Genomic DNA, 22,990 nt, shown 5'->3' with positions numbered 1-22,990 from the left:
TCTAAAACGGGTAAGTTATACCTGTCCGGTGTTAACCCTTTTCCCGATATCCCTCAGCTGAGAATACTTTTCAAGTAGCTGAGGTCCGTCATCCAGACTCATCGCGAACATCCACATGTAGGTCATTACAGCGTAGATATGCCCTGCATCCTGCCCACCGCTAAGCGTCATCGTAAGGATAGTCATGCCAAATAACAGGGTAGCCGCCGCACCGATAGCCAGATATCCCAGCGCTTCCCTGTCGGACAAGGCGATCCGCAATCTGGCCAGCACGTGATAATGGCGGGTCAGCGGTGAGAAGGAAGCACCGCTGATCAGACTGACCTCCTTTTCCAGACGGTTATTAAGACGTTCGAAAAGGACTTCATTTCGCTGTGTAAACCGGCGCAGACACACTCCAAATAAAATAAGAATGAGCAGGCAGGCAATGCCGGTTCTGGGCTCTATAACCAGAAGCATTAACGTTGCTCCCGTAATAGAAGAGATTGCCGTGATCAACACCGGCAGATGTATTTCAAAGAAATCAACAAACTCCCGCGACAATGCGACTCTCGCCGCCACGGTGGTAGGGCGTTCATTATCCCGGCGCTGCGCCATGATTACCGGCACCGCCAGCTCTGCATATATCCGGGCAAATGTGCGCGTATCCACGCTGCGGCGAGCTGCCCCGAGAGCCCACATGAATAGAACCATGGCTGCATATAGCACCGCATGCATTGCCTTGCCGGCCAGTATGGCGTTAATGGCAAAGCTCGCCAGCAGCGGATAAAGTAGCCATGCTACGTTTTCTGCAATAACCAATAGCAGCGTGATAAACAATTTTCTGTAATGGCGGCGGCCAAGAGATTTGAGAGTTGCCAGTGCACTGTGTTCAACAATATTTTTAAGTGTATTCATGACGGATATTTATATTTTTCTAAAAGTAAAACAGGTGTAATTATTTCGCGGGCACAGTAAGGCGAACCCAGCATTCAGGAGTAAATTCACACGCGCTCAAAAAAAGTATTCTTTTTTCTATATGATGATTAATAGTATAAAAAGCATCTTTAACCGGGGAGATTATATCTTGAGGTTTTACGTCGAACTGGGTATTAACATGAGCGATGACCCTGATTTTCCCTGACTCAAGAATAAGTGCCTGATGACTTTGTTGTAAAATCTGCACATTCAACACCAGCCACTCCATAACCAATCCCATTCTTCCTTTCAAGGTGTGATATTGCTTCTTAACTCTCTTAAGGCATTAATAGTATAGGTTGCTTATGTTTTTTTGATGACTTCTTTATGGAGGGAGTATGGAGGAAAATAAAATAATGACATTTAGTGATGACTTCGCTTTGACTTAAAACCGCTCTGGAGTTTTTATCACGAGCACTATAAAGTAAGGCAGCATTAGCTTAAATCAAAATGGAAGAAGAGCATGAACGGTCATAACCTGATAATGGTGGTTGAAGACGAACCAGAAATAGCTGATATATTAGTTAGTTACATAAGAAAATCAGCAATGGAGGCAATACATGCAAAGGATGGCACCACCGCTATGGCATTGTTCAGATTGAAAAAACCAGACCTTATCTTGCTGGATATACAATTACCCGATATCACCGGCTGGAATTTTCTATCGTCGTTAAGAAAAGAAAGTAACGTGCCCGTTATTATGGTTACTGCTTTTGACCAGGATATTGATAAGCTGATGGGATTACGACTGGGAGCTGATGATTACATCATCAAACCTTTTAATCCACTCGAAGTTCTCGCCAGGATAGAAGCTGTTTTGCGAAGGGTAAAATCTCCGGAGCCACAGGGGAAAAGTCCAATTAGAACGAGGTTCATCACTATTTACCCTGAGGAGTTCTGTGTGGAAGTACTCATTGATGGGGCTGTCTACAGTCCGGTTTTAACCACCTCGGAGTTCAGGTTATTGACATATATGGCCAGACACCCAAGAAGAGTATTTTCCCGGGAAGAATTAATGGATGCTTGCCTGCCTGAAGGGGATAAACTTGACAGAACCATTGATAGCCATATAAGCAAATTAAGAAAGAAACTGGAAAGGATTGGATTGGATAATGTTCCGGAAAGTATACGCGGCATCGGATACCGGATTGGAAGTGAAAAATGAAAAGAAAAAATGACCTGAGCAGGCAGATCCTTTTTTTTATGCTGGGACTCACACTATGTATCATTCTTATCTCAGTATTGGGGACCTATATTTTCTACGCGGTTGTCTATAGCCTGCCGAGCTATGCCTCATCTGCCAATGATGAGGCCATGACATTCATTGACTGGGTATGGATTGCTATAGCTTCACTCCTGAGTTTTACCATTGCTGTATTCTTCGCATTAAAATTATCAACGCGCATTCTTTCGCCCTTAAATACCGTTGCCCTGAGCCTGCAACGAATCACGCATGGCGATTTGAGTGCACGCGCGATCACCAAAAGAAGTCATCTTTTAGAGATAAATAATCTTGTCAGTGATTTCAACCTGATGGCTGAAAGATTGCAAGTCATGGACGCTGACAGAAAATCATGGAATGCGGCTATCGCTCATGAACTGAGAACGCCGGTAACGATATTAAGAGGTCGGTTGCATGGTTTAGTGGATGGTATTTTTAACCCAGAACCTAACCTCTTCAAAAATTTACTCCTTCAGACGGAAGGACTCTCCAGGCTGATTGAGGATCTCCGGCTGATAGGCTCTGCTGATAAGCATTCTTTTACCATACAAATTAAGCCGGAAAAATTTGAGAATATAGTTTCAAAATCTTTAGAAAATTTTCAGGACAAAATTGATAAATTAGGATTCTTTATCACCAAACCGAATATTGATGAATGCATTATGTGTGATTCGATGAGAATAACGCAGTGCCTGAACATTATACTAGATAATATCATCAATTATGCAACTCCTGGAGAAATAGTAATTAGTTATCGGGTGAGTGAAAACAACTACTGTATCTCAATTACGGATAGTGGACCTGGTATTGATAAAGATTTTCAACCTTATATGTTTGAACCTTTCCAGAGAGGGGAGAATATGCGTGCAATTAATCCTCAGGGATGTGGGTTGGGACTTTCGGTAGCCAGAGCAATAATGCAGGCACACAGTGGGGACGTTTTTTATGAAATGTCGGTATATTGTCACTCCACATTTTTATTACAGTGGCCCTTATCTGATATCCAAAAATAACGATAAAGGCTCTTCCGAGCCTTCTTTAGTAAACGTCTAACTCCCACATCTCTCCCAGTCTGCGATCCCATTTCTCTGGCGTTATTTTTAACTTGCCACGGCAGGGAGTGAGTGTTATTTCACTAAAATATAGCTTATCATTATTTAACATCAGATCCACGCGACAGTAGTCAATCCCTGATGATATCTCCTGAGCGGCCGTCAAAGCCTTATAAAAAGAATCAGGTTCAACGATATCTCCATGATAGTTTGGATATTCCATCTGGAATGGCTGTAATTTCCACTTCCTATCATAAACATTGATAAATTCGTTACCATTGGAGTCAGTAAAATCAGCTTCAATGAAGCAGGCAATCCCGTTAAAGCAATGGATCCTCAGCATTTCTGGCCGTGGGTCTTTATCTCTTACTTTCTCTAAGATCACATATTCCTCACAAATGATCTTCTTTTCTATATTTTTATAGTGCCATTCCCTGGTGCTGTAATACATATTTTTAAATAAAGCCAGCTCAAGTTTTTTTAAGCATAACTTCTTATTTAAAGTTTTTTTGTTTGTGCAAATTATCGAACTCCCACTGTCATGGTTACATTTTAATACAAACGTTTCAGGGAGTTCATCGAAATTTATTTGTTTTGTATTATTATAGACTTTGATTATAGGGATAATCGCTACAAGATCTGTCCTTTTTTTCACATATTCTCTAACTTTTATTTTGTCCGCGAGAATCGTGTGCAGTGGATTCCTTTGGTGGATCATTCTATAACAGATTTTCTCATTCAAAGTGGATGGTTTTGTTAAATTAGGTTGCGATCCCTGCATTTCCTTTAGCCGTTGGCTTAGAAAATCTTCATCATTCACTATAAAACTTCGCAAAACCTTAGCTATATATTCAGTTTTTTTAGCCAAAAATAATAGTTTTTTCATTTTCCCTCCTGATAGAAGGGAATGATTCTGGGCGTTCTTCATTGTGCTAGTTTGTCGTCTATGTGTATTTAATATGGAGATGAATAGAACTGCTTATTAAAATCAGGGTGTCCGGCGTGTGATAAAGCCTATGACGAAGATTGATACACATAACTCTCACAAGTCGAGCCATAAGTAATTCATCTACAACTGCACTACGCCAGAATCTCAATAGAAAAGATTGTTCATTGCACTCTTTAGATTCGATATTTCCCTTATCTACATCTTACCTCCATATAACTACAACGCGCTATCCATGATTATTGTGCACAATTTAAATGAAGAGAGGATTTTTCGTCTTTATGCAAAGGTGATCAAAACATGAGTACTTTCAGCCTGCGTTTGTTTTATTTCATTTTAGTAATCACGATGTTATTTTTTAAAGGCAGTGAGGTGAAGAAAACATTTTTTAGCCGATTTGATGTAAAAATAAATACAGGGAATTATCGTGTGATATCTGACGTAACGTCCGAACCCAACCTTAATAGCAGCATCTCACCAGACCATGCATTAAAAGCTCCCAATACTTGGAAATACAATATAATCCAAAAAACTTCCAGTAAAATTTTAAAAAACCTCAGGCATGCTGTATATAAAATGAAGCGATTCCTGTTTGGTTCAACTAAATCTTCCTTTGAGAATATATAACTATGAATATAAATAAATTGGGATCAATACTTGGCATAAACGTCTTGCCGCTATACTGATTAACGAATGTGCTTAATAGTAGCATAAACCCGATAAGAACAGCTAAAATCAGACCGCTGGTGGGGGAGGAATCTGATACGATATTTTCACTATGCCAAAAGAACCAATAATCATGCATGCTGAAAGGTGACGTGGAACACTATACTACATCATTGGTATTGGAAGCTTTACCGACGCCAGGTTTGATAGGTGGGAGCGCCCCTTGAATGCCAGAAGGATTATTAACATCAGGATAAGTACAGATATAGAGTATAGGAAAACTTGGTTTCACATTAGAGTTCGATATTAATTAGAATGCATAAACACCTGCCAGATAATATGTGGTCTTAATGATTTTAACTACCACACCGCGACTCATTATTCGCGCATTCAAACAGAAAGACGCATCGGCACTTTTCGATTACCTGTCTTCACCCCGCACACCTTATTTTCAGGACGAGAAACTCAATTCACTGGAAGATTGAGGTTGACAGGAGAGCCCGTGATACCAGCCAGTTCGCTGTATGCCTAAAAGAGACTGATGGCATCATCCAGCCTGTTTAATTCAATTCGACGCATTTCTCCCAGCCCATCTGGCCAGCGAACTCAGGCCAGAAAGCGATAAAAGATTCTCATCTTGTTGGATTTTCGCCAAACGAAAACGATCTTCGTGCTAACCCCTGCTGTTCAGCAAAATCGCAAGGCATCGACCGTTTTGTGATCTACATTGCAGTACATGATTAATGCTTTGTACTACAATTTTCATCAAGGTTAAGAACAATAATTGTGAATTGTGCGGTGATCTTGCGACGCATAGGCTCGATACAGGTAAAGTACCCGGCAACTTTTCCTTTTAGTCTTTTGTGGAGCATCTATGAGTAGCCAGGAGTTGAGCAAAACCGATCGCATTATTCTCGAGATAGGGCAGCAAATCGTCAGTGGCAAATATGCCCCGGGGTCTGCGCTGCCAGCGGAAACCGAGTTGTGCGAAGAGTTCCAGACGTCACGGAACATCATTCGTGAAGTGCTTCGCTCGTTGATGTCGAAGCGGCTGGTGGAGATAAAGCGTTATCGCGGTGCTTTTGTGGCTTTACGCAACCAGTGGAATTATCTGGATACCGATGTTTTGCAGTGGTCGTTGGCGAATGATTATGACCCGCGGCTGATCCCGGCGATGAGCGAGGTGCGTAATCTGGTTGAACCGGTCATTGCCCGTTGGGCTGCGGAAAGGGCGACCTCCAGCGAATTAGCGGTTATTGAAAAAGCGCTTAACGATATGATCGCCGATCACCAAAATCGTGACGCCTTCAATGAGGCTGATATCCGTTTTCACGAAGCGGTACTGGCGTCGGTGCATAACCCGGTGCTGCAACAACTCAGTGTGGCGATAAGTTCCTTACAGCGTGCCGTATTTGAACGGACCTATATGGCCGATGAAGCCAACATGCCGCGCACATTGAAGGAGCATCAGGATCTGTACGATGCGATACGGCATCAGAACGCAGATGCAGCAGAACAGGCGGCACTGACAATGATCGCCAGCTCGACCAAAAGGCTGAAGGATATTACATGAGAGAAAGTTATATCGCCATTGACTGGGGTTCGACCAACTTGCGCGCCTGGCTCTACCTGAACGGTGAATGTACCGATCACCGGGAGTCAGAAGCGGGGGTTACCCGGCTCAATGGCCGTACGCCTGAACAGGTTTTCCGCGACACACTTTTACCCTGGCAAGCTCATCAGGTACCGGTTCTGATGGCGGGAATGGTTGGCAGCAACGCAGGATGGATGACGGTACCTTATCTGCCTTGCCCGACGCGGCTGACTGATTTCTCCAGACAGTTAACGCGGGTGGAGCAGGCCACACCGCTCAACGCGTGGATTATTCCCGGTCTGAGTGTGGTCAGCGAGGGGAATTGCAATGTCATTCGCGGTGAAGAAACACAGTTAATCGGTGCTTATACAGAATGTCCGGCTTCGCTTTATCTGATGCCGGGAACGCACAGTAAATGGGTACAGATGGACGGTAGCGAGATTGTTGATTTCCGTACCGTCATAACCGGCGAACTCCACCATTTGCTGATGCACCATTCGCTGATTGGTATCGGGCTGACCGGGCAACAGGCAAATCCGGCGGTATTCCAGCAGGGGCTGGAGAGTGGTTTCAAAGAAACCAACATTATTCGCAGTCTTTTTGAGACCCGCGCGGCGCATGTGTTAGGGCAATTAGATAAAAGCGCCGTCAGTGAATGGCTGTCGGGGTTGTTGATCGGCAATGAAGTGTCGCAAATGCAGCGGCAATACGGCATCAATGGCGATCAGCCCATTACCTTAATTGGGAGTCCCAAACTGACCGCACGTTACCAGCAGGCATTGAAGTTTGCCGGACTGACCTGGCAAACACTGGAAGGCGATCGCGCTTTCCAGGCAGGTATAAGGAGTATTATCAATGAGTTGGAATACTGAACTTCCGTTAATCGCCATTCTGCGCGGTATCACGCCACAAGACGTTCAGGCGCATGTGACAGCATTGCTGGAGGCAGGTTTTGATGCCGTGGAGATCCCACTCAACTCGCCTGACTGGCAGCGCAGCATCAGTGAAACGGTGAAAGAGTTCGGGCATCGGGCGCTGATTGGTGCCGGGACGGTTTTACAACCTGCGCAAGTTGATGAACTGAATACGATGGGCAGCCGTCTGGTGGTCACCCCTAATATTCAGGCGGAAGTGATTCGCCGGGCTGTGGGGTATGGCATGACCGTCTGCTCTGGTTGCGCGACCGCGACGGAAGCCTTCAATGCACTGGATGCGGGCGCTCAGGCGCTGAAAATCTTCCCTTCCAACGCCTTTGGACCGGATTACATCAAAGCGTTGAAAGCGGTGCTACCGCCAGAAATTCCGGTCTTTGCCGTGGGGGGTATCACTCCTGAAAATTTACATCTCTATCTTAATGCCGGTTGTATCGGTGCAGGGCTGGGAAGTGATCTCTACCGTGCCGGACAGTCTGTTGAACGTACGACACAACAAGCTAACGCCTTTGTTAAAGCTTATAAGGAATCAACCCGATGAAAGTGACCAAACTAACCACCTACCGGCTGCCGCCGCGCTGGATGTTCCTGAAAATAGAAACTGATGAAGGCATTGTCGGTTGGGGAGAGCAGGTTGTTGAAGGCCGTGCCCGCAGTGTTGAGGCTGCTGTGCATGAGCTGTCTGAATATGTGATCGGACAGGATCCGGCGCGCATCAATGACATTTGGCAGACCCTCTATCGCGGTGGATTTTATCGCGGTGGTCCGATTCTGATGAGCGCGATTTCCGGCATCGATCAGGCACTGTGGGACATTAAGGGCAAAGCCCTGGGCGTTCCTGTTTATCAACTGCTCGGTGGTCTGGTTCGCGATAAGATTAAAGCCTACAGTTGGGTTGGCGGCGACCGCCCGGCAGATGTGATTGAAGGCATTAAAAAGTTGAAAGGCATTGGTTTTGATACCTTTAAACTCAATGGCTGCGAAGAAATGGGCATGATAGACAATTCACGTAAAGTTGACGATGCCGTCGCCGTCGTGGCGCAAATACGTGAAGCATTCGGTAACAGCATTGAGTTCGGTCTCGACTTTCATGGCCGCGTCAATGCACCTATGGCGAAGATTCTGATCAAAGAGCTCGAACCTTACCGTCCGCTATTTATCGAAGAACCGGTACTCGCCGAACAGGCAGAATACTATCCTCGTCTGGCTGCTCAGACACATATTCCCATTGCAGCCGGTGAACGCATGTTCTCGCGCTTTGAGTTCAAACGTGTATTGGCCGACGGTGGTTTAGCCATTATCCAGCCGGATTTGTCGCACGCGGGTGGGATCACGGAATGCTTCAAAATTGCGGCGATGGCAGAGTCTTACGATATTTCGCTGGCACCGCATTGTCCGTTGGGGCCGATCGCACTGGCTTCTTGCCTGCATCTGGATTTTGTGGCGCGTAATGCGGTATTCCAGGAGCAGAGTATGGGTATCCATTATAATAAGGGAGCCGAATTATTGGATTATGTCATTAATAAAGAAGACTTTATCATGACGGATGGTTATTTCTATCCGCTGAATAAACCCGGACTGGGCGTTGAAATTAATGAGGAGTTGGTGATTGAGCGCAGTAAGAATGCCCCTGACTGGCGCAATCCAATTTGGCGTTATGAAGATGGCGCTGTCGCCGAATGGTAACCTGCTTTATATATTTAAAATAACAGAAGCATCTGGTAAAACTATATCAATAAAGCAATTAATAATAATATCGATATATCCGTATTTTTTTTCAATCCACATTACGTGGAATGGCCATCTTATGCCCTGACACCAGAGCAGACTCATTAAGGTGATAATAATGAACATCGATCTGTGCTCTACAACACTAAAAAAATTAAACGCAAAAATAATACCTTTTATTATTATTTGCTACTTTGTTGCCAATCTGGATAAAACCAATATATCCGTTGCGGCACTGCAAATGAATGCCGATTTAGGCCTGTCTGCCAGTATGTATGGCCTGGGTGTCGGTATGTTCTATATCTCCTACATCATTTTTGAAATACCCAGTAACGTCATTATGACGCGGGTTGGTGCACGCATCTGGATTGCGCGCATCATGATTACCTGGGGGGTTGTCAGCGCCGGGATGTCACTGGTCCATACGCCGACACAACTGTACGTGATGCGCTTTTTGCTGGGTATGGCAGAAGCCGGGTTTACACCGGGGATTATCTACTATATCTCCTGCTGGTTTCCCAAGAGCAACCGCGCCCGTGCCATGTCGTTCTTCTATATGGGATCGGTGCTGGCGTCAGTGATTGGATTACCGATTTCCGGCAGTATTCTCAATATGCACGGCATTGCCGATATCGCAGGCTGGCGCTGGCTGTTTGCGATGGAAGGCATCCCGGCCATCATTCTCGGCTGTCTGGTACTGTTACGTCTGCCGGATACGCCAAATCATGCCACCTGGTTGAGTGCGGACGAGAAAAAATGGCTGAACACCCGGTTACAACAAGAGAATGGTGACGTAGAAGTAGGGAAACATCATTCATGGGCCAGTGCGCTCAGGAATAAAGTGGTATTGATGTTGAGTCTGGTGTGGTTCCTGCAAGCATTTTGCTCAATTGGTATTACACTCTTCCTGCCGCTCATTATTAAAAGTGTGGCTACAGAACAGAGTAATTTCGTTATTAGCGTTTTGTCGGCCATTCCTTTTGCCTTTGCAGCGATATTTATGTACGTGAATGGACGTCATTCGGATCTCACCAAAGAGCGATCGCTACATCTGGGGGTGCCGTTAATTATTTCCGGCTTACTGCTGGCTGCCTCGATATATACCAGTAACCTCTTCATTGCCTATATTATGCTGGTATTGACCGTCGGCTTTAACTTCGCGCTGACCCCGATATTCTGGGCGGTAACGACCGAAAAATTAGCAGGTGTTGCTGCTGCGGCGTCTATTGCTTTTATTAATGCCATTGCCAACTTTGCCGGTCTGGGATTGCCGCCATTGCTGGGAAAAATAAAGGACGTCACCGGCAGTTTCCATTATGGCTTATTGATCATTGCTACGGCACTGGTTATCGGCGGCATCGTCGGTATCTATGTCGGCCGTCCGGCTAAAGTAATAGCGACAAAATCGTCAGCCTCATCATTATCGCAACACTAAGGTCTTGTTATGAAGAATATCGCGGTTAAACAGAAAATATTGAAGCAGGCATCGCTGCCAGATCAGTTGAATGCACAACTGAACGCGCTATACGATGTGTATGAATACAACGACATGGCCGCCGGGGAGTTTGACCGGTTAGCCGCCGAGTTTCGTGTAGTACTCACTAACGGCGAAGCCGTGGTCAGTCGCGAATTTATGGGACGGCTACCTAACCTTGAACTCATCAGCGACTTTGGTGTTGGCTATGACGGTATTGATGTTGCCGCAGCAAGAGAGCGTGAGATCGCTGTGACCCATACCCCCGGCGTATTGACGGATGACGTCGCCGACCTGGCCATGGGGTTGATACTGGCAACGTCACGCCAGATCCCCGCAGCACAACGCTTTATCGAACAGGGAGCATGGCAGAAGGGCGGTTATCCCTGGACCCGTAAAGTCTCAGGGGCGCGGTTAGGCATTATTGGCATGGGGCGTATTGGGCGTGCTATCGCCAAACGCGCTGCGGCATTTAATATGTCGATCGCCTATACGGATCGCGCTGCACTTGCCGACACGGATTACACCTTCCATGCAACATTACTATCGCTGGCCGGGGCGAGTGATTTTCTGGTGGTCTGTACCAACGGTGGTGCCGAAACCCGCGGCCTCGTTAACCGCAATGTATTGAATGCTCTGGGCGCGGAAGGCATTCTGATCAATATTTCCCGTGGTTCGGTAGTCGATGAGCGGGCGCTGACTGAAGCCATCGAAGAGGGGACACTCGGGGGAGCCGGTCTTGATGTTTTCACCGACGAACCGCACGTCCCGCACGCATTGTTACACCGGGCAAATGTGGTGGTCACGCCGCATATGGCCAGTGCTACCTGGGCGACGCGCAAAGAGATGTCGCGTCTGGTGCTGGAAAATGTCAACGCCTATTTTGCTGGCGAGCCGTTGGTGACACCTGTTCCGCAGTAAGCGAGTGAAAACGTATTCTGCATGTAAATCAAAGCGCGGCGTTACGTCGCGCTTATTGATTGCCAGCGTTAAACCCCCATCCGGGAGGGGATAATTGTCCCGGAGCGGAGGGAAGACTGGAAATGCCTGAGGTATTCAATGGCAGAGGCCTTGCCGTAAAGATATAGACAATGTCTATATCGCTTGCGAATAAATCGATTTCACTTTGTTGAACGTCAGACTTATGCTGCTGCGGAAACATTAAGGGCTATCAGGAGAGAATATGGAAACCCAACAACTGGCAGCGTTAGTTGTTCACTCAATTGGCGGCGCGGATAACCTCACTAAAATGACCTACTGTGCCAGTAGGATCCGGATGCAGGTTCGCGATGCTTCCCGGCTCGACAGGCAGGCATTAGAAGCACCGGAGGCCATTCGGGCTGTACTTGAAGTAGAAACACCACAATGCGACACGGAGTATCACCTGGTGGTCGGACCGGGCAATACCCGGTCGCTGTATCAGGCGCTGACGGCGTTAACTCAAAAATAGTCAGACCAGCAGGTGGCTGACCCGCGCCAGATGCTCTTGCATCAATGCCTGCATCTGCACCACGTGCGCCGCATCCATCTTCTCCCGCATCATATAAAAGCCCACGTTATAGCGCGGGCTTTGTTGCGTGGTTTGCAGCGGTATAATGCCGTAAGGCGCAAAGTAGTCCGCCATGCACGTCGGATAACTCAGCATGATGGCGTCGGAATCATTGACCATGTCTATCGCCGCCATCATCGAGTTAGTTGACCAGATCACCCTATCTTCAAGATGCATCTGGTTGCGCGCCAGCCTTTTGGGTTGCATATCTTCGACCATGTGTTGAAAACGCCCTTCATCCGGCGTCAGTTCAACGCAAGGATAGTCTTGCAGCTGGAAGGGGTCGATGACGTTGTTGCCTAACGGATGCCCGCGTCGGACAAACAGGCTGTCGGTGACGCTGAACAGCGGCACAAAGGTGATGCCTGCCCTGGAATTCAGCCCCTGAATCTCATGCCCGATAAAGAGATCGATATCACCGCCAAGCAGTAAGTCCATCAGTCGCAGGTGATTTCCCTGATCGATATGGATATTTACCGTGGGATGCAGCGTGCGGTAAGTGTTGAAACTGTCGCGTACAAACATGTGCCACCAGGCATGCCCGGTGCCCATCCGCAAACTCTGCACCTGACGCGCTTTGATAAGCGCCAGTTTACTCAGCGTATTTTCATAAATACGCTGCATCATCTGCGCCTGCTCCAGCAAAAGATCGCCGTACTCGGTCGTTTTCACGCCCGTTGAGGTGCGCACAAGCAGCTGCACGCCCAGATTCTCCTCCAGCTTCTTCATATTATGCGTAAGTGTCGGCTGACTAAGGCAAAGTTTGTTTGCTGCATGACTCACATTTTTGAACATCGCCACTTCGATAAACTGCCGCAGAATTTTATCCAAGATCACACATTCCTCTAGTGGTATAGATAATTTTTATACCTTAGCAGTGAAAATCAATTTCCACCAATGTCTCCGCTTCGCTATTTTCCTCCTATGACGGTATTCCCGCCACGACCTGAGAGTAAGCCATGAGACGAGTAATCCCGGGACTGGTTGCAGCCACGCTGACCCTGACATCGAGTCTGGTTCATGCCGACACCCTGCGTATGGAATGTCCGCCTGGCAAGGAAAGTCGTCAGTTCTGTAACGACATTAAACAGCAGTTCGAAGCGCAGACCGGTCACACGCTGGAATTTATCGATCTTCCACCGGCCTCGAATGAAAAATTGTCGTTGTTTCAACAGATATTCGCTGCCAAAGATTCGGGCGCGATCGATCTCTTCCAGGCCGACACCGTCTGGATCGGTGTGCTGGATAAACATCTGCTGGATTTAACAGATAGCGTCAGTGATATCCGCAATGATTTTTTCCCGAACGCGTTCCAAAACGACATCGTTAACGGTCGTGTCAAAGCCATTCCCGCTTACATGGATGCAGGCGCGCTGTTTTATCGCAAAGATTTATTGGCGAAATACGGCCAAAAGCCGCCTGTGACCTGGCGCGAGCTGACGCGTGTTGCCACGCTGGTTCAACAAGGTGAGCGTGAAGCGGGACATCAAAACTTCTGGGGGCTGGTGTTTCAGGGCAAAGCCTATGAGGGGCTGACCTGCAATGCGCTGGAGTGGGTGGAGTCGCAGAAGGGCGGCAGTTTTATTGATACTAACGGCAATATCACCATCAACAATCAACGCGCCGCACAGGCGCTGGATATGGCCGCGGCATGGATCGGGAAAATCGTTCCACCGGGAGCATTAGGTTACATGGAAGAGGAGTCCCGTCCGGTCTTCCAGAACGGTGATGCCCTGTTTATGCGCAACTGGCCTTATGCCTACACGCTGGCGCAAGACCGCAGCAGCCCGATCCGTGGCAAAGTCGGCGTCATTCCGTTACCCCGGAGCGAGGACGGCACCTCTGTTAGCACCATGGGCGGCTGGCACTGGGCGATCAGCGCTTACACCAAAAATCCGAAAGCCGCGCTGGCGCTGTTAAAAATTGTCAGCAGTGCCGAATCACAGAAGAAAGGGCTGACGCTGATGGGCAGGGCGCCGTCGCGCACTGCGCTGTATGACGATCCTGACGTCCTGGCGCAGGCACCCTATCTCGCCGAGTTTAAAGAGATCTTCCTGCTGGCCAGGCCTCGCCCTGCATCGCAGACCAAACGCCAGTACGCGCAGGTCTCCAAAGCGATTTATAACGCAACTTACAACGTGCTGCGTGGCGACAGCGACGGGGCGACCGCAGTGGCAGAGTTGCAGCAGCGGCTGGAGAGAATTAAAGCCAGAGGATGGCGCTGAGTTCAGCGTCCCCATTAACGGTCCGGAGTTTGACGCATGAAGCCAGAAACACCCTCACTATCACTTCCTGACGATAACGTTGGCAGCCGCGCGGTGAAGCGCAGCAAGCCCGGTTATCAGCTACGCCGCAGCCGTATCGCCTGGCTGCTGGTGGCGCCATCTCTTCTGTTACTGGCCGCCGTTGCAGGCTGGCCGCTGTTCCGCACACTGTTTTACAGCTTCACCGATGCCATGCTGGATTCGCCCGATGATTACCGTTTTGTCGGCTTCACCAACTACATTGACCTGGCCGACGGTGCCCATTATTACGGCGTCCTGGCCGATCCGCTGTGGTGGAAGGCCGTTGGTAACACGCTGCGTTTCAGCGTGATGTCGGTGTCGCTTGAACTGGTGTTCGGCATGCTGCTTGCCTTGCTGATGAACCAGAAGTTTCGCGGTCAGGGGCTGGTGCGAACCGCCATTCTGGTGCCGTGGGCGATCCCGACGATTGTGTCCGCCAGAATGTGGAGCTGGATGTTCCATGACCAGTATGGGGTGGTGAACAATCTGTTGCTCAGGCTTGGGGTTATTTACTCCCCGCTGGCGTGGGTAGCAGACCCGGGGTTATCCATGTGGGCGGTGGTCATCGTCGATGTCTGGAAAACCACACCGTTTATGGCGCTGATGCTGCTGGCCGCCTTGCAGTTGATCCCGCGCAATCTGTATGAAGCGGCGCGGATTGACGGGGCCAATACCTGGCAGCGTTTTCGTCGAATCACACTGCCGTTGATTATGCCGGCAATGATCGTCGCGCTGATTTTCCGCGTCATGGATGCGCTACGGGTGTTTGATCTGATTTATATCCTGACCTCCAACAGTGAAGCCACTGTGTCGGTGTCGGGTTATGCACGAGATTTGCTGGTGAGTTATCAGGAAATGGGATCCGGTTCCGCCGCGTCGGTACTGGTATTCATGATGGTGGCAGGGATTGCAGCCTGCTTCCTGATGCTGGGTCGCCGCCGCAATGGAGAGGAATAATCATGAAACTGAATCGTCAGCAGCAAAAACTCGCACAGCGTTCACTGATTTTTGCAGGATCTGCATTTGCCTGTTTGATCTGTCTGTTCCCGTTCTACTACGCGATTATCACCTCGCTACGTTCGGGGGCAAATCTGTTCACCGTGATCTGGTTGCCCGATGAAATGAACTGGGGGAATTACGTGACCGCGCTGATGGATAACGGCATTGCCCGCAGCCTCTTTAACTCGGCGGTGGTGGCAACGCTCACTGTTGGTCTGTGTCTGCTGGTGTCAATCACGGCTGCTTTTGCGCTGTCGCGCATTCGTTTTACAGGGCGAAAGTATCTGCTGTTCACCATTCTCTGTGTGTCCATGTTCCCGCAGGTGGCTGTGCTGTCAGGTATGTTTGAGCTGGTGCGGTTTATGGGATTGTATGACTCGCTTGGCGCGCTGGTCCTGTCCTACACCACCTTTTCATTACCCTTCACTATCTGGGTGCTGACCACCTTTATGAAGGCGATTCCCGTCGAGCTGGAAGAGGCGGCAATCGTCGATGGTGCCAGCACCTGGACCATTATCAGCCGTATCTTTGTGCCCATCATGGGGCCATCGCTGGTGACGACCGGACTGCTGGCGTTCATCGGCGCCTGGAATGAATTTATGTTTGCTCTGACGTTTGTGATTTCCGGCGACAAGCGAACCGTTCCCGTGGCGATCAGTATGTTGCAAGGATCTTCCCAATTCGAACTTCCATGGGGCGCCATCATGGCTTCCTCAGTCATCGTCACGCTTCCCATTGTGGTGCTGGTGCTTATTTTCCAGCGACGCATTGTCAGTGGATTAACCAACGGCGCAGTCAAAGGCTGATGCCTCAATCAGTATCGTCAGGAGACCCGAATAATATGGCTACAAAAATTGTTTTAGTGGGCGCAGGCAGTGCGCAGTTTGGTTACGGTACGCTGGGTGACATTTTCCAGAGCACCGCGCTGTACGGCAGTGAAATCGTACTCCATGACATCAATCCGGCCTCGCTGGCGGTAACGGAAAAGACGGCCCGTGATTTCCTGGCAAAAGAAGATCTCCCCTTTATCGTCAGTGCGACCACTGACCGTGCCACGGCGTTGCGCGGTGCCGGGTTTGTGATTATCTCGATTGAGGTGGGCGATCGTTTTGCCCTGTGGGATCTTGACTGGCAGATCCCGCAGCAGTATGGCATTCAGCAGGTCTACGGAGAAAACGGCGGCCCGGGGGGATTGTTCCATGCGCTGCGTATTATTCCCCCTATTTTGGACATCTGCGCCGACGTGGCCAACATTTGCCCTGATGCCTGGATATTTAATTATTCCAATCCGATGAGCCGCATTTGTACCACCGTGCATCGTGCTTTCCCTGAGCTGAATTTTGTCGGCATGTGTCACGAAATAGCGTCCCTTGAGCGCTATCTGCCTGAAATACTGGGAACCTCCTTCGATAATCTGAATCTGCGTTCGGGTGGCCTCAACCACTTCAGCGTGCTGTTAGAAGCCCGGTATAAAGACAGTGGTAAAGACGCGTATGCCGACGTCAGGGCCAAAGCCCCGGACTATTTCGCAACTTTGCCGGGTTACAGCGACATCCTGGCGTATACCCGCTCCCACGGTAAGTGGGTGGAAACTGAAGGCAGCACCGAACGTCATGCGCTCGGCGGCAAAGACAGCTCGTATCCCTGGGCAGACCGTACGTTATTCAAAGAGATCCTTGAGAAGTTTCATCACCTGCCTATCACCGGCGACAGCCATTTTGGCGAATACATCAGCTGGGCGGGCGAGGTCAGCGATCATCGCGGCATTCTCGACTTTTATACTTTCTATCGTAACTACCTCGGTGAGGTGCAGCCGAAGATTGAGCTTAAGTTGAAGGAGCGCGTGGTGCCCGTCATCGAAGGGATTCTGACCGACTCAGGCTATGAGGAGGCCGCCGTCAACATTCCGAACCGCGGATTTATCAAACAACTGCCAGCGTTTATCGCCGTGGAAGTGCCTGCGATTATTGACCGGAAAGGTGTACATGGGATCCAGATCGATGTCCCGGCCGGTATCGGCGGGTTACTCAGTAATCAGGTTGCCATCCACGACCTGACGGCGGAGGCCATCCTTGAAGGATCCCGCGATCTGGTGATTCAGGCACTGCTGGTTGACCCGGTGAACAACAAATGCCGTGCTATTCCAGAACTGGTGGATGTGATGATTTCTCGTCAGAGCCCATGGCTTAACTATCTGAAATAAAGACAGACTCTATTGATGCCGGGAGCTTCCGGCATAACAACATCATGGATTCGGAGGGGAATATGGCGCAACTGACCTTGGACAAGATTCAAAAACGCTATGGTGCAAAGACAGAGGTCATCAAATCGCTGGATCTGCACATTAAAAGCGGAGAGTTTGTGGTGATCGTCGGGCCTTCCGGCTGCGGCAAGTCAACACTACTGCGGATGATTGCCGGGCTTGAGGAGATAAGTGGCGGGGGCATGTATATCGACGGGAACTATGTGAACGATGACACGCCGGCAGAACGCGGCATTGGCATGGTATTTCAGTCATATGCCCTCTATCCGCACATGAGCGTCTATCAGAATATGGCGTTTGGGCTGGAGCTTGCGCGCCATCCGGCATCCGAAATCGACCAGCGCGTGCGTGAGTGCGCACGTATTTTACAGCTCGAACCCCTGCTGGCGCGACGGCCAAAAGACTTGTCCGGCGGCCAGCGCCAGCGTGTAGCGATTGGCCGTGCCATCGTGCGTGAACCCCGCCTGTTCCTGTTCGACGAACCGCTTTCAAACCTTGACGCTTCCCTGCGCGTGCAGATGCGCATGGAGGTGTCGGCCCTGCACAAACGTCTGGGCGTCACCATTATTTATGTCACCCACGATCAGGTCGAGGCGATGACGCTTGCCGACCGTATTGTGGTGCTCAATCAGGGCAACATCGAGCAAGTGGGCACGCCGCTGGAGCTGTACGACCAACCTGCCAATGAGTTTGTGGCGCAGTTTATCGGTTCGCCGAAGATGAATCTGCTTCCTGCCACGCTGCGCCAGGCGGGTGAACAACACAGCGTGGTCGAGCTGGATAACGGCAAGGCGCTGGTTCTGCCTGTTGCCACGCCGGCAGCGGCACAGGGCCGCAGCGTCAACTTGGGTATTCGCCCGGAACATATTCGCAGCGGCAATCGGGAAGAGTGTGAATATCAGGGAGAGGTGATGTTTGTTGAGCAGATGGGCAACGAAACCCTGTTGTATCTGGATAACGGCAATGCCAGTGAACCCTGGGTGGTCCGTCACGCAGAACGTTCAGCCATTCAGGTTGGCGAGATCGTTGGCGTGCGGCTGCCGGTGGAGCGCTGTTACCTGTTCGACAGTCACGGTCGGGCGTTCCATCGCCATCTGACCATGAATCATTAATCCGTTTAGGGAAGAGAAAGTCATGAGTGATATGCACAGCGCACAGCAGTGGAAGGATGCCGTGGTTTATCAGGTCTATCCGCGCAGCTTTATGGACAGTAACGGTGACGGTATCGGTGATCTCAACGGCATCATCAGTAAACTCGACTATTTGCAGCAGCTCGGCATCAACATGCTGTGGCTGTCGCCGGTTTATCGTTCGCCGATGGACGATAACGGCTATGACATCTCCGATTACGAGAATATTGCCGATATTTTTGGCTCGATGGCTGAAATGGAGCATCTGATCGCGGAAGCAAAAGCACGGGATATCGGCATTCTGATGGATCTGGTTGTCAATCACACCTCCGATGAGCATCCGTGGTTTATTGATGCGCTGACATCAAAAAACAGTGCTTACCGTGATTTCTACATCTGGCGCAAACCGGCGGCCGACGGCGGACCGCCCAATGATCAACGTTCCCATTTTGGCGGCAGCGCCTGGACACTGGATAAGGCCAGTGGGGAATATTATCTGCACCAGTTTTCAACGCGCCAGCCGGATCTCAACTGGGAAAATCCCGACGTACGTGCCGCCATCCACGCGATGATGAACCGCTGGCTGGCGCGTGGTATCGGCGGGTTCAGAATGGACGTTATTGACCTGATCGGCAAAGACGTCGATCAACAGATCATGGCGAACGGTAAAAATCTGCATCTTTATCTTCATCAGATGAACCGCGCCACCTTTGGCCCGTACGGCAGCATAACCGTTGGTGAGACGTGGAGTGCAACGCCGGAAGATGCACTGCTTTACAGCGCCGAAGCGCGGCAGGAACTGACGATGGTCTTTCAGTTTGAGCACATCAGGCTTTTCTGGGATGAACATCATGGAAAATGGCGCAACAAGCCCTTTGATCTGCTGCGTTTCAAGGCTGTTATCGACAAATGGCAGACCGCATTAGCACACCGCGGCTGGAACTCGCTGTTTTGGAGTAATCACGATTTGCCACGCGCCGTTTCCAAATTTGGCGATGACGGTCAGTATCGCGTCGAGTCGGCAAAAATGCTGGCCACAGCGCTCCATTGCCTTAAAGGCACGCCTTACATTTATCAGGGCGAAGAGATTGGCATGACCAACGTGCGTTTTCCGCGTATTGACGACTATCGGGATATTGAAAGTCTGAATTTGTATCAGGAACGGGTGGCCGAAGGCGTCAGTCACGAAGAGATGATGAGGGGGATCCACGCCAACGGTCGCGATAACGCCCGAACGCCGATGCAGTGGGACAGCAGTCAGCATGCTGGTTTTACAACATCACTGCCCTGGATTGACGTGAATCCCAATTATAAACAGATAAACGTGGCGGCGGCGCTTGACGATCCCAACTCTGTTTTTTACCACTACCAGAAACTTGTGGCGCTGCGTAAGCAACAACCGCTGCTGGTTCACGGCGACTTCAGGCAGATTTTCAACAGCCATCCGCAGGTTTTTGCCTGGTTACGCACGTCGGTCGACCAGACGCTGGTGGTGATCAATAATTTCACCCGTGAACCTCTGACGCTTGACGTGCCGGACAACCTGCAGTCGTTGCAGGGCCATTGCCTGATCAGTAACTATGCGCCACGTGAGCAACTGGGTGCGCGTTTACAACTGCAACCCTATGAATCTTTTGCTTTATTAATCGGGAGTCTCTGATGGCAAACTGGTGGAAAGAGGCCGTGGCGTATCAGATCTATCCACGCAGCTTCAAAGACAGCAACCGCGACGGTATTGGCGATATTAACGGCATAACTGAAAAACTCGATTATCTTAAAGATCTGGGGATTGATCTGATCTGGATCTGTCCGATATATCAGTCACCCAACGACGACAACGGCTACGACATCAGCGATTACCAGCAAATCATGGCAGAATTTGGCACGATGGCCGATTTTGACCACCTGCTGAAGCAGGTTCATCTGCGCGGGATGCGGTTGATTATTGATTTGGTCGTTAATCATACTTCTGATGAACATCCCTGGTTTGTGGAGTCGGGTTCCTCCCTCGATAATCCGAAACGCGACTGGTACATCTGGCGCGACGGTAAACAGGGTGGGGAGCCGAATAACTGGGAGAGCATTTTTAACGGATCCGCCTGGAAATATAGCGCGGCCACCGGGCAGTACTTCTTACATTTGTTTTCTGAAAGGCAGCCGGATCTCAACTGGGAGAACCCCGGGGTGCGCTCGGCCATTTACACCATGATGCGCTGGTGGCTTGATAAAGGCGTGGACGGCTTCCGAATTGATGCTATCTGCCATATGAAAAAAGAGCCAGCATTCAGCGACATGCCTAATCCGCAGGGACTCCCTTATGTGCCGTCGTTCGAACGCCATCTGAATTATGACGGATTGCTCGATTACGTCGATGACATGTGTGAACAGGTACTCAGCCGCTACGACATTGTTACCGTCGGTGAGATGAACGGCGTCACCGCTGAACAGGGCGAGGAGTGGGTTGGTGAGCAGCGCGGCAGACTGAACATGATCTTTCAGTTTGAGCACGTAAAGCTGTGGCAGGACGGTCAACACACTAAACCGCTGTCTGGCCTCGATCTGATGGGCTTAAAAGATATTTTCACGCGCTGGCAGACGCTGCTGGAAAATAAAGGCTGGAATGCGTTATACGTCGAGAACCATGATCTTCCCCGCGTGGTGTCAGGATGGGGCGACGCGGAAAACTATCATCGTGAGAGTGCGACTGCCATTGCGGCTATGTACTTCCTGATGAAAGGAACGCCGTTTATCTATCAGGGACAAGAGCTCGGCATGACCAATACGCATTTCGCCAGCCTGGATGATTTTGACGATGTTGCCGCAAGAAAACGTGCGAATGAAATGCGCAGACAGGGCATGGAGGAGTCAGACATTCTGGCAATTCTTAGCCGTACCGGGCGCGATAACTCACGCACACCGATGCAGTGGGATCATAGCATTCATGGCGGTTTCAGCTCCGTGACGCCCTGGTTTCCTGCAAACAGCAATTACCGCGAAATCAACGTCGCGCAGCAGCGCGAAGATAAGCATTCCGTTCTGAATTTTTATCGTGCGCTGATCCGCCTGCGGCGGCAGATGCCAGCGCTGATTGAGGGGAACTATCAACTCCTGTTGCCTTCCCATCCCCATATTTACGCCTATCTGCGTACGCTGGAAAATCAGCAGATCCTGGTGATCGGTAATTTCAGCGCCTGTCCACAAGAGGTTGATTCACAACAGTTGGCGCTGGAAGGTGCGCAATTGCTACTGGGTAACTATCAGGAGGAGGGAGCGCTGCACATTTTACGGCCCTATGAGACACGGATTTATCAACGTTAAGCTCTGTCTGCGGGAATATTCTGCGCATAAATAGCCAGAATGCAGGGTTTACCTCCGGTAAGCCCTGGTTCCGTATCAACCCGAATCGAACTCACCTGACCCCAAATCTGACCACCAAATTTTCCCGGTGCGGAGGGGAAACTGAAAATGCAGCGGGAAGATTTTCACACTCACTGAGCGCCTCAACGCCATACAGGCCCGGGCTCCGGGCATAAAAAGCAAAAATCCCGCTTAAGTTTCCTTAAGCGGGATTTTCTAATTTGGCTCCTCTGACTGGGATCGCCTTTGCCAATAAGTGGCTAATAAATAGGCTAAAGCAGAAAATGACGGCTGTCAAGACCACCATAATGACCACCACATCTAACCGTTGCTACGGCGCTTAAAACCCTGTCCATTTTCACTCTTTGACATCACTCTTCTAAAAATGCTTTCAACCTTTCCAGAAGAACATCAGTCTCTTTAAGTTCGCACTCTCATACGGCAAATACCCGCCAGCCCATTTCATGTAGTTTTGAAAAGTTCAGCGAATCCCTCGCTCTATTTCTTTCCAGTTTTGCAGACCAATATTCCTGATTTGACTGTAGTCTGCGATTCCGTTGACATCCTTCATGACCGTGCCAAAAGCAGCCGTGAACGAAAATAACTTTGCGTTTTCCCCAAAAGACTAGATCAGGTTTGCTCGGCAATCGCGGATCGCATAAACGATAACGAAAACCGGCATGATAGACGAGACGTCTGACGATTAGTTCAGGATGGGTATCTTTTCCCTTAACTCGGGACATAACATAGCTTCGTTTAGCCGGAGTTAATGTATCCATGAGAAAACCTCGCGATGTCGCTGCTCAAAGGCGCTTCAGATACAAAGCGCTCTCAGG

The 22,990-nt window shown here is 49.6% G+C and carries 22 protein-coding genes and 1 pseudogene; 18 read left to right on the top strand and 5 right to left on the bottom strand.

Annotated features, from left to right (window positions below):
• Positions 1–15: 15 nt before the first annotated feature.
• Together AACU55_RS04175 and AACU55_RS25720 are read right to left on the bottom strand one after the other, a co-directional pair.
• On the bottom strand, positions 16–897 hold the full coding sequence (locus AACU55_RS04175) for an ABC transporter six-transmembrane domain-containing protein (RefSeq protein ID WP_119261769.1): 882 nt from the start codon (positions 895–897) through the stop codon (positions 16–18).
• Positions 898–937: 40 nt separating this feature from the next.
• The gene (locus tag AACU55_RS25720; protein WP_167686164.1) at positions 938–1,186 is read right to left on the bottom strand and encodes a hypothetical protein; all 249 of its coding nucleotides are present in this window, start codon (positions 1,184–1,186) and stop codon (positions 938–940) included.
• Between the two features lie 234 nt (positions 1,187–1,420).
• Here AACU55_RS25720 and AACU55_RS04170 point away from each other — a divergent pair, with 234 nt between their 5' ends.
• Both AACU55_RS04170 and AACU55_RS04165 read left to right on the top strand, forming a co-directional pair.
• Positions 1,421–2,122, top strand: coding sequence for a response regulator (locus AACU55_RS04170; protein ID WP_119261767.1), 702 nt, complete (start codon positions 1,421–1,423; stop codon positions 2,120–2,122).
• The gene (locus AACU55_RS04165; protein WP_134706722.1) at positions 2,119–3,192 is read left to right on the top strand and encodes an ATP-binding protein; all 1,074 of its coding nucleotides are present in this window, start codon (positions 2,119–2,121) and stop codon (positions 3,190–3,192) included. The genes AACU55_RS04170 and AACU55_RS04165 overlap by 4 nt, the downstream gene beginning before the upstream one ends.
• A 25-nt stretch (positions 3,193–3,217) precedes the next feature.
• Here the strand turns inward: AACU55_RS04165 and AACU55_RS04160 are convergent, their stop codons facing one another.
• Positions 3,218–4,117: an ATP-grasp fold amidoligase family protein gene (locus AACU55_RS04160; RefSeq protein ID WP_119261765.1), complete on the bottom strand. Its 900-nt coding sequence runs from the start codon at positions 4,115–4,117 to the stop codon at positions 3,218–3,220.
• A gap of 360 nt (positions 4,118–4,477) precedes the next feature.
• Here AACU55_RS04160 and AACU55_RS04155 point away from each other — a divergent pair, with 360 nt between their 5' ends.
• The 9 genes and pseudogenes from AACU55_RS04155 (at position 4,478) to AACU55_RS04115 (ending at position 12,021) form a co-directional block, all read left to right on the top strand.
• Positions 4,478–4,804, top strand: a complete 327-nt coding sequence (locus tag AACU55_RS04155) for a hypothetical protein (protein WP_119261764.1) — start codon at positions 4,478–4,480, stop codon at positions 4,802–4,804.
• A 389-nt stretch (positions 4,805–5,193) separates the two neighbouring features.
• A pseudogene (locus AACU55_RS04150) lies at positions 5,194–5,395 on the top strand (GNAT family N-acetyltransferase); the annotation flags it as partial.
• Between the two features lie 322 nt (positions 5,396–5,717).
• Positions 5,718–6,416, top strand: a complete 699-nt coding sequence (gene dgoR / locus AACU55_RS04145; protein WP_013575998.1) for a D-galactonate utilization transcriptional regulator DgoR — start codon at positions 5,718–5,720, stop codon at positions 6,414–6,416.
• Positions 6,413–7,309, top strand: coding sequence for a 2-dehydro-3-deoxygalactonokinase (locus tag AACU55_RS04140; protein WP_134706721.1), 897 nt, complete (start codon positions 6,413–6,415; stop codon positions 7,307–7,309). The genes dgoR and AACU55_RS04140 overlap by 4 nt, the downstream gene beginning before the upstream one ends.
• Positions 7,293–7,910, top strand: a complete 618-nt coding sequence (locus tag AACU55_RS04135; protein ID WP_119261762.1) for a 2-dehydro-3-deoxy-6-phosphogalactonate aldolase — start codon at positions 7,293–7,295, stop codon at positions 7,908–7,910. Before AACU55_RS04140 ends, AACU55_RS04135 begins: the two co-directional genes overlap by 17 nt.
• Positions 7,907–9,055, top strand: coding sequence for a galactonate dehydratase (gene dgoD / locus AACU55_RS04130; protein WP_134706720.1), 1,149 nt, complete (start codon positions 7,907–7,909; stop codon positions 9,053–9,055). The genes AACU55_RS04135 and dgoD overlap by 4 nt, the downstream gene beginning before the upstream one ends.
• A gap of 160 nt (positions 9,056–9,215) precedes the next feature.
• Positions 9,216–10,532, top strand: coding sequence for an MFS transporter (locus tag AACU55_RS04125; RefSeq protein ID WP_013575994.1), 1,317 nt, complete (start codon positions 9,216–9,218; stop codon positions 10,530–10,532).
• Positions 10,533–10,541: 9 nt separating this feature from the next.
• A complete protein-coding gene (locus AACU55_RS04120; protein WP_134706719.1) occupies positions 10,542–11,492 on the top strand; it encodes a 2-hydroxyacid dehydrogenase in 951 nt (316 codons plus the stop codon).
• A 262-nt stretch (positions 11,493–11,754) separates the two neighbouring features.
• Positions 11,755–12,021 (top strand): PTS transporter subunit EIIB, encoded by a 267-nt coding sequence (locus tag AACU55_RS04115; RefSeq protein WP_037034559.1) that lies wholly within the window; start codon positions 11,755–11,757, stop codon positions 12,019–12,021.
• Here the strand turns inward: AACU55_RS04115 and AACU55_RS04110 are convergent, their stop codons facing one another.
• The gene (locus tag AACU55_RS04110) at positions 12,022–12,957 is read right to left on the bottom strand and encodes a LysR family transcriptional regulator (RefSeq protein ID WP_037034556.1); all 936 of its coding nucleotides are present in this window, start codon (positions 12,955–12,957) and stop codon (positions 12,022–12,024) included. It lies immediately after the preceding gene.
• A 122-nt stretch (positions 12,958–13,079) separates the two neighbouring features.
• Here AACU55_RS04110 and AACU55_RS04105 point away from each other — a divergent pair, with 122 nt between their 5' ends.
• The 7 genes from AACU55_RS04105 (at position 13,080) to AACU55_RS04075 (ending at position 22,115) form a co-directional block, all read left to right on the top strand.
• Positions 13,080–14,345 carry an ABC transporter substrate-binding protein gene (locus AACU55_RS04105; RefSeq protein WP_134706718.1) on the top strand — a complete coding sequence of 422 codons (1,266 nt, stop codon included), beginning with the start codon at positions 13,080–13,082 and terminating at the stop codon, positions 14,343–14,345.
• 36 nt (positions 14,346–14,381) lie between these two features.
• Positions 14,382–15,362: a carbohydrate ABC transporter permease gene (locus AACU55_RS04100; protein WP_134706717.1), complete on the top strand. Its 981-nt coding sequence runs from the start codon at positions 14,382–14,384 to the stop codon at positions 15,360–15,362.
• A gap of 2 nt (positions 15,363–15,364) precedes the next feature.
• Positions 15,365–16,210, top strand: a complete 846-nt coding sequence (locus AACU55_RS04095; protein WP_037034548.1) for a carbohydrate ABC transporter permease — start codon at positions 15,365–15,367, stop codon at positions 16,208–16,210.
• A gap of 35 nt (positions 16,211–16,245) precedes the next feature.
• Positions 16,246–17,607, top strand: coding sequence for a family 4 glycosyl hydrolase (locus AACU55_RS04090; RefSeq protein ID WP_037034547.1), 1,362 nt, complete (start codon positions 16,246–16,248; stop codon positions 17,605–17,607).
• Positions 17,608–17,669: 62 nt separating this feature from the next.
• On the top strand, positions 17,670–18,779 hold the full coding sequence (locus tag AACU55_RS04085; protein WP_121019201.1) for an ABC transporter ATP-binding protein: 1,110 nt from the start codon (positions 17,670–17,672) through the stop codon (positions 18,777–18,779).
• A 22-nt stretch (positions 18,780–18,801) separates the two neighbouring features.
• Positions 18,802–20,457 (top strand): glycoside hydrolase family 13 protein, encoded by a 1,656-nt coding sequence (locus AACU55_RS04080; protein WP_134706716.1) that lies wholly within the window; start codon positions 18,802–18,804, stop codon positions 20,455–20,457.
• Positions 20,457–22,115: a glycoside hydrolase family 13 protein gene (locus AACU55_RS04075; protein ID WP_134706715.1), complete on the top strand. Its 1,659-nt coding sequence runs from the start codon at positions 20,457–20,459 to the stop codon at positions 22,113–22,115. The genes AACU55_RS04080 and AACU55_RS04075 overlap by 1 nt, the downstream gene beginning before the upstream one ends.
• Positions 22,116–22,588: 473 nt before the next feature.
• Here the strand turns inward: AACU55_RS04075 and AACU55_RS25715 are convergent, their stop codons facing one another.
• Positions 22,589–22,933, bottom strand: a complete 345-nt coding sequence (locus AACU55_RS25715; protein WP_205960146.1) for a very short patch repair endonuclease — start codon at positions 22,931–22,933, stop codon at positions 22,589–22,591.
• Between the last annotated feature and the right edge of the window lie 57 nt (positions 22,934–22,990).

It is taken from the genome of Rahnella sp. CJA17(1/100) (genome assembly GCF_963881615.1).
GTDB lineage: Bacteria > Pseudomonadota > Gammaproteobacteria > Enterobacterales > Enterobacteriaceae > Rahnella > Rahnella aceris.
This window is presented reverse-complemented; position numbering and strand designations above follow the sequence as displayed.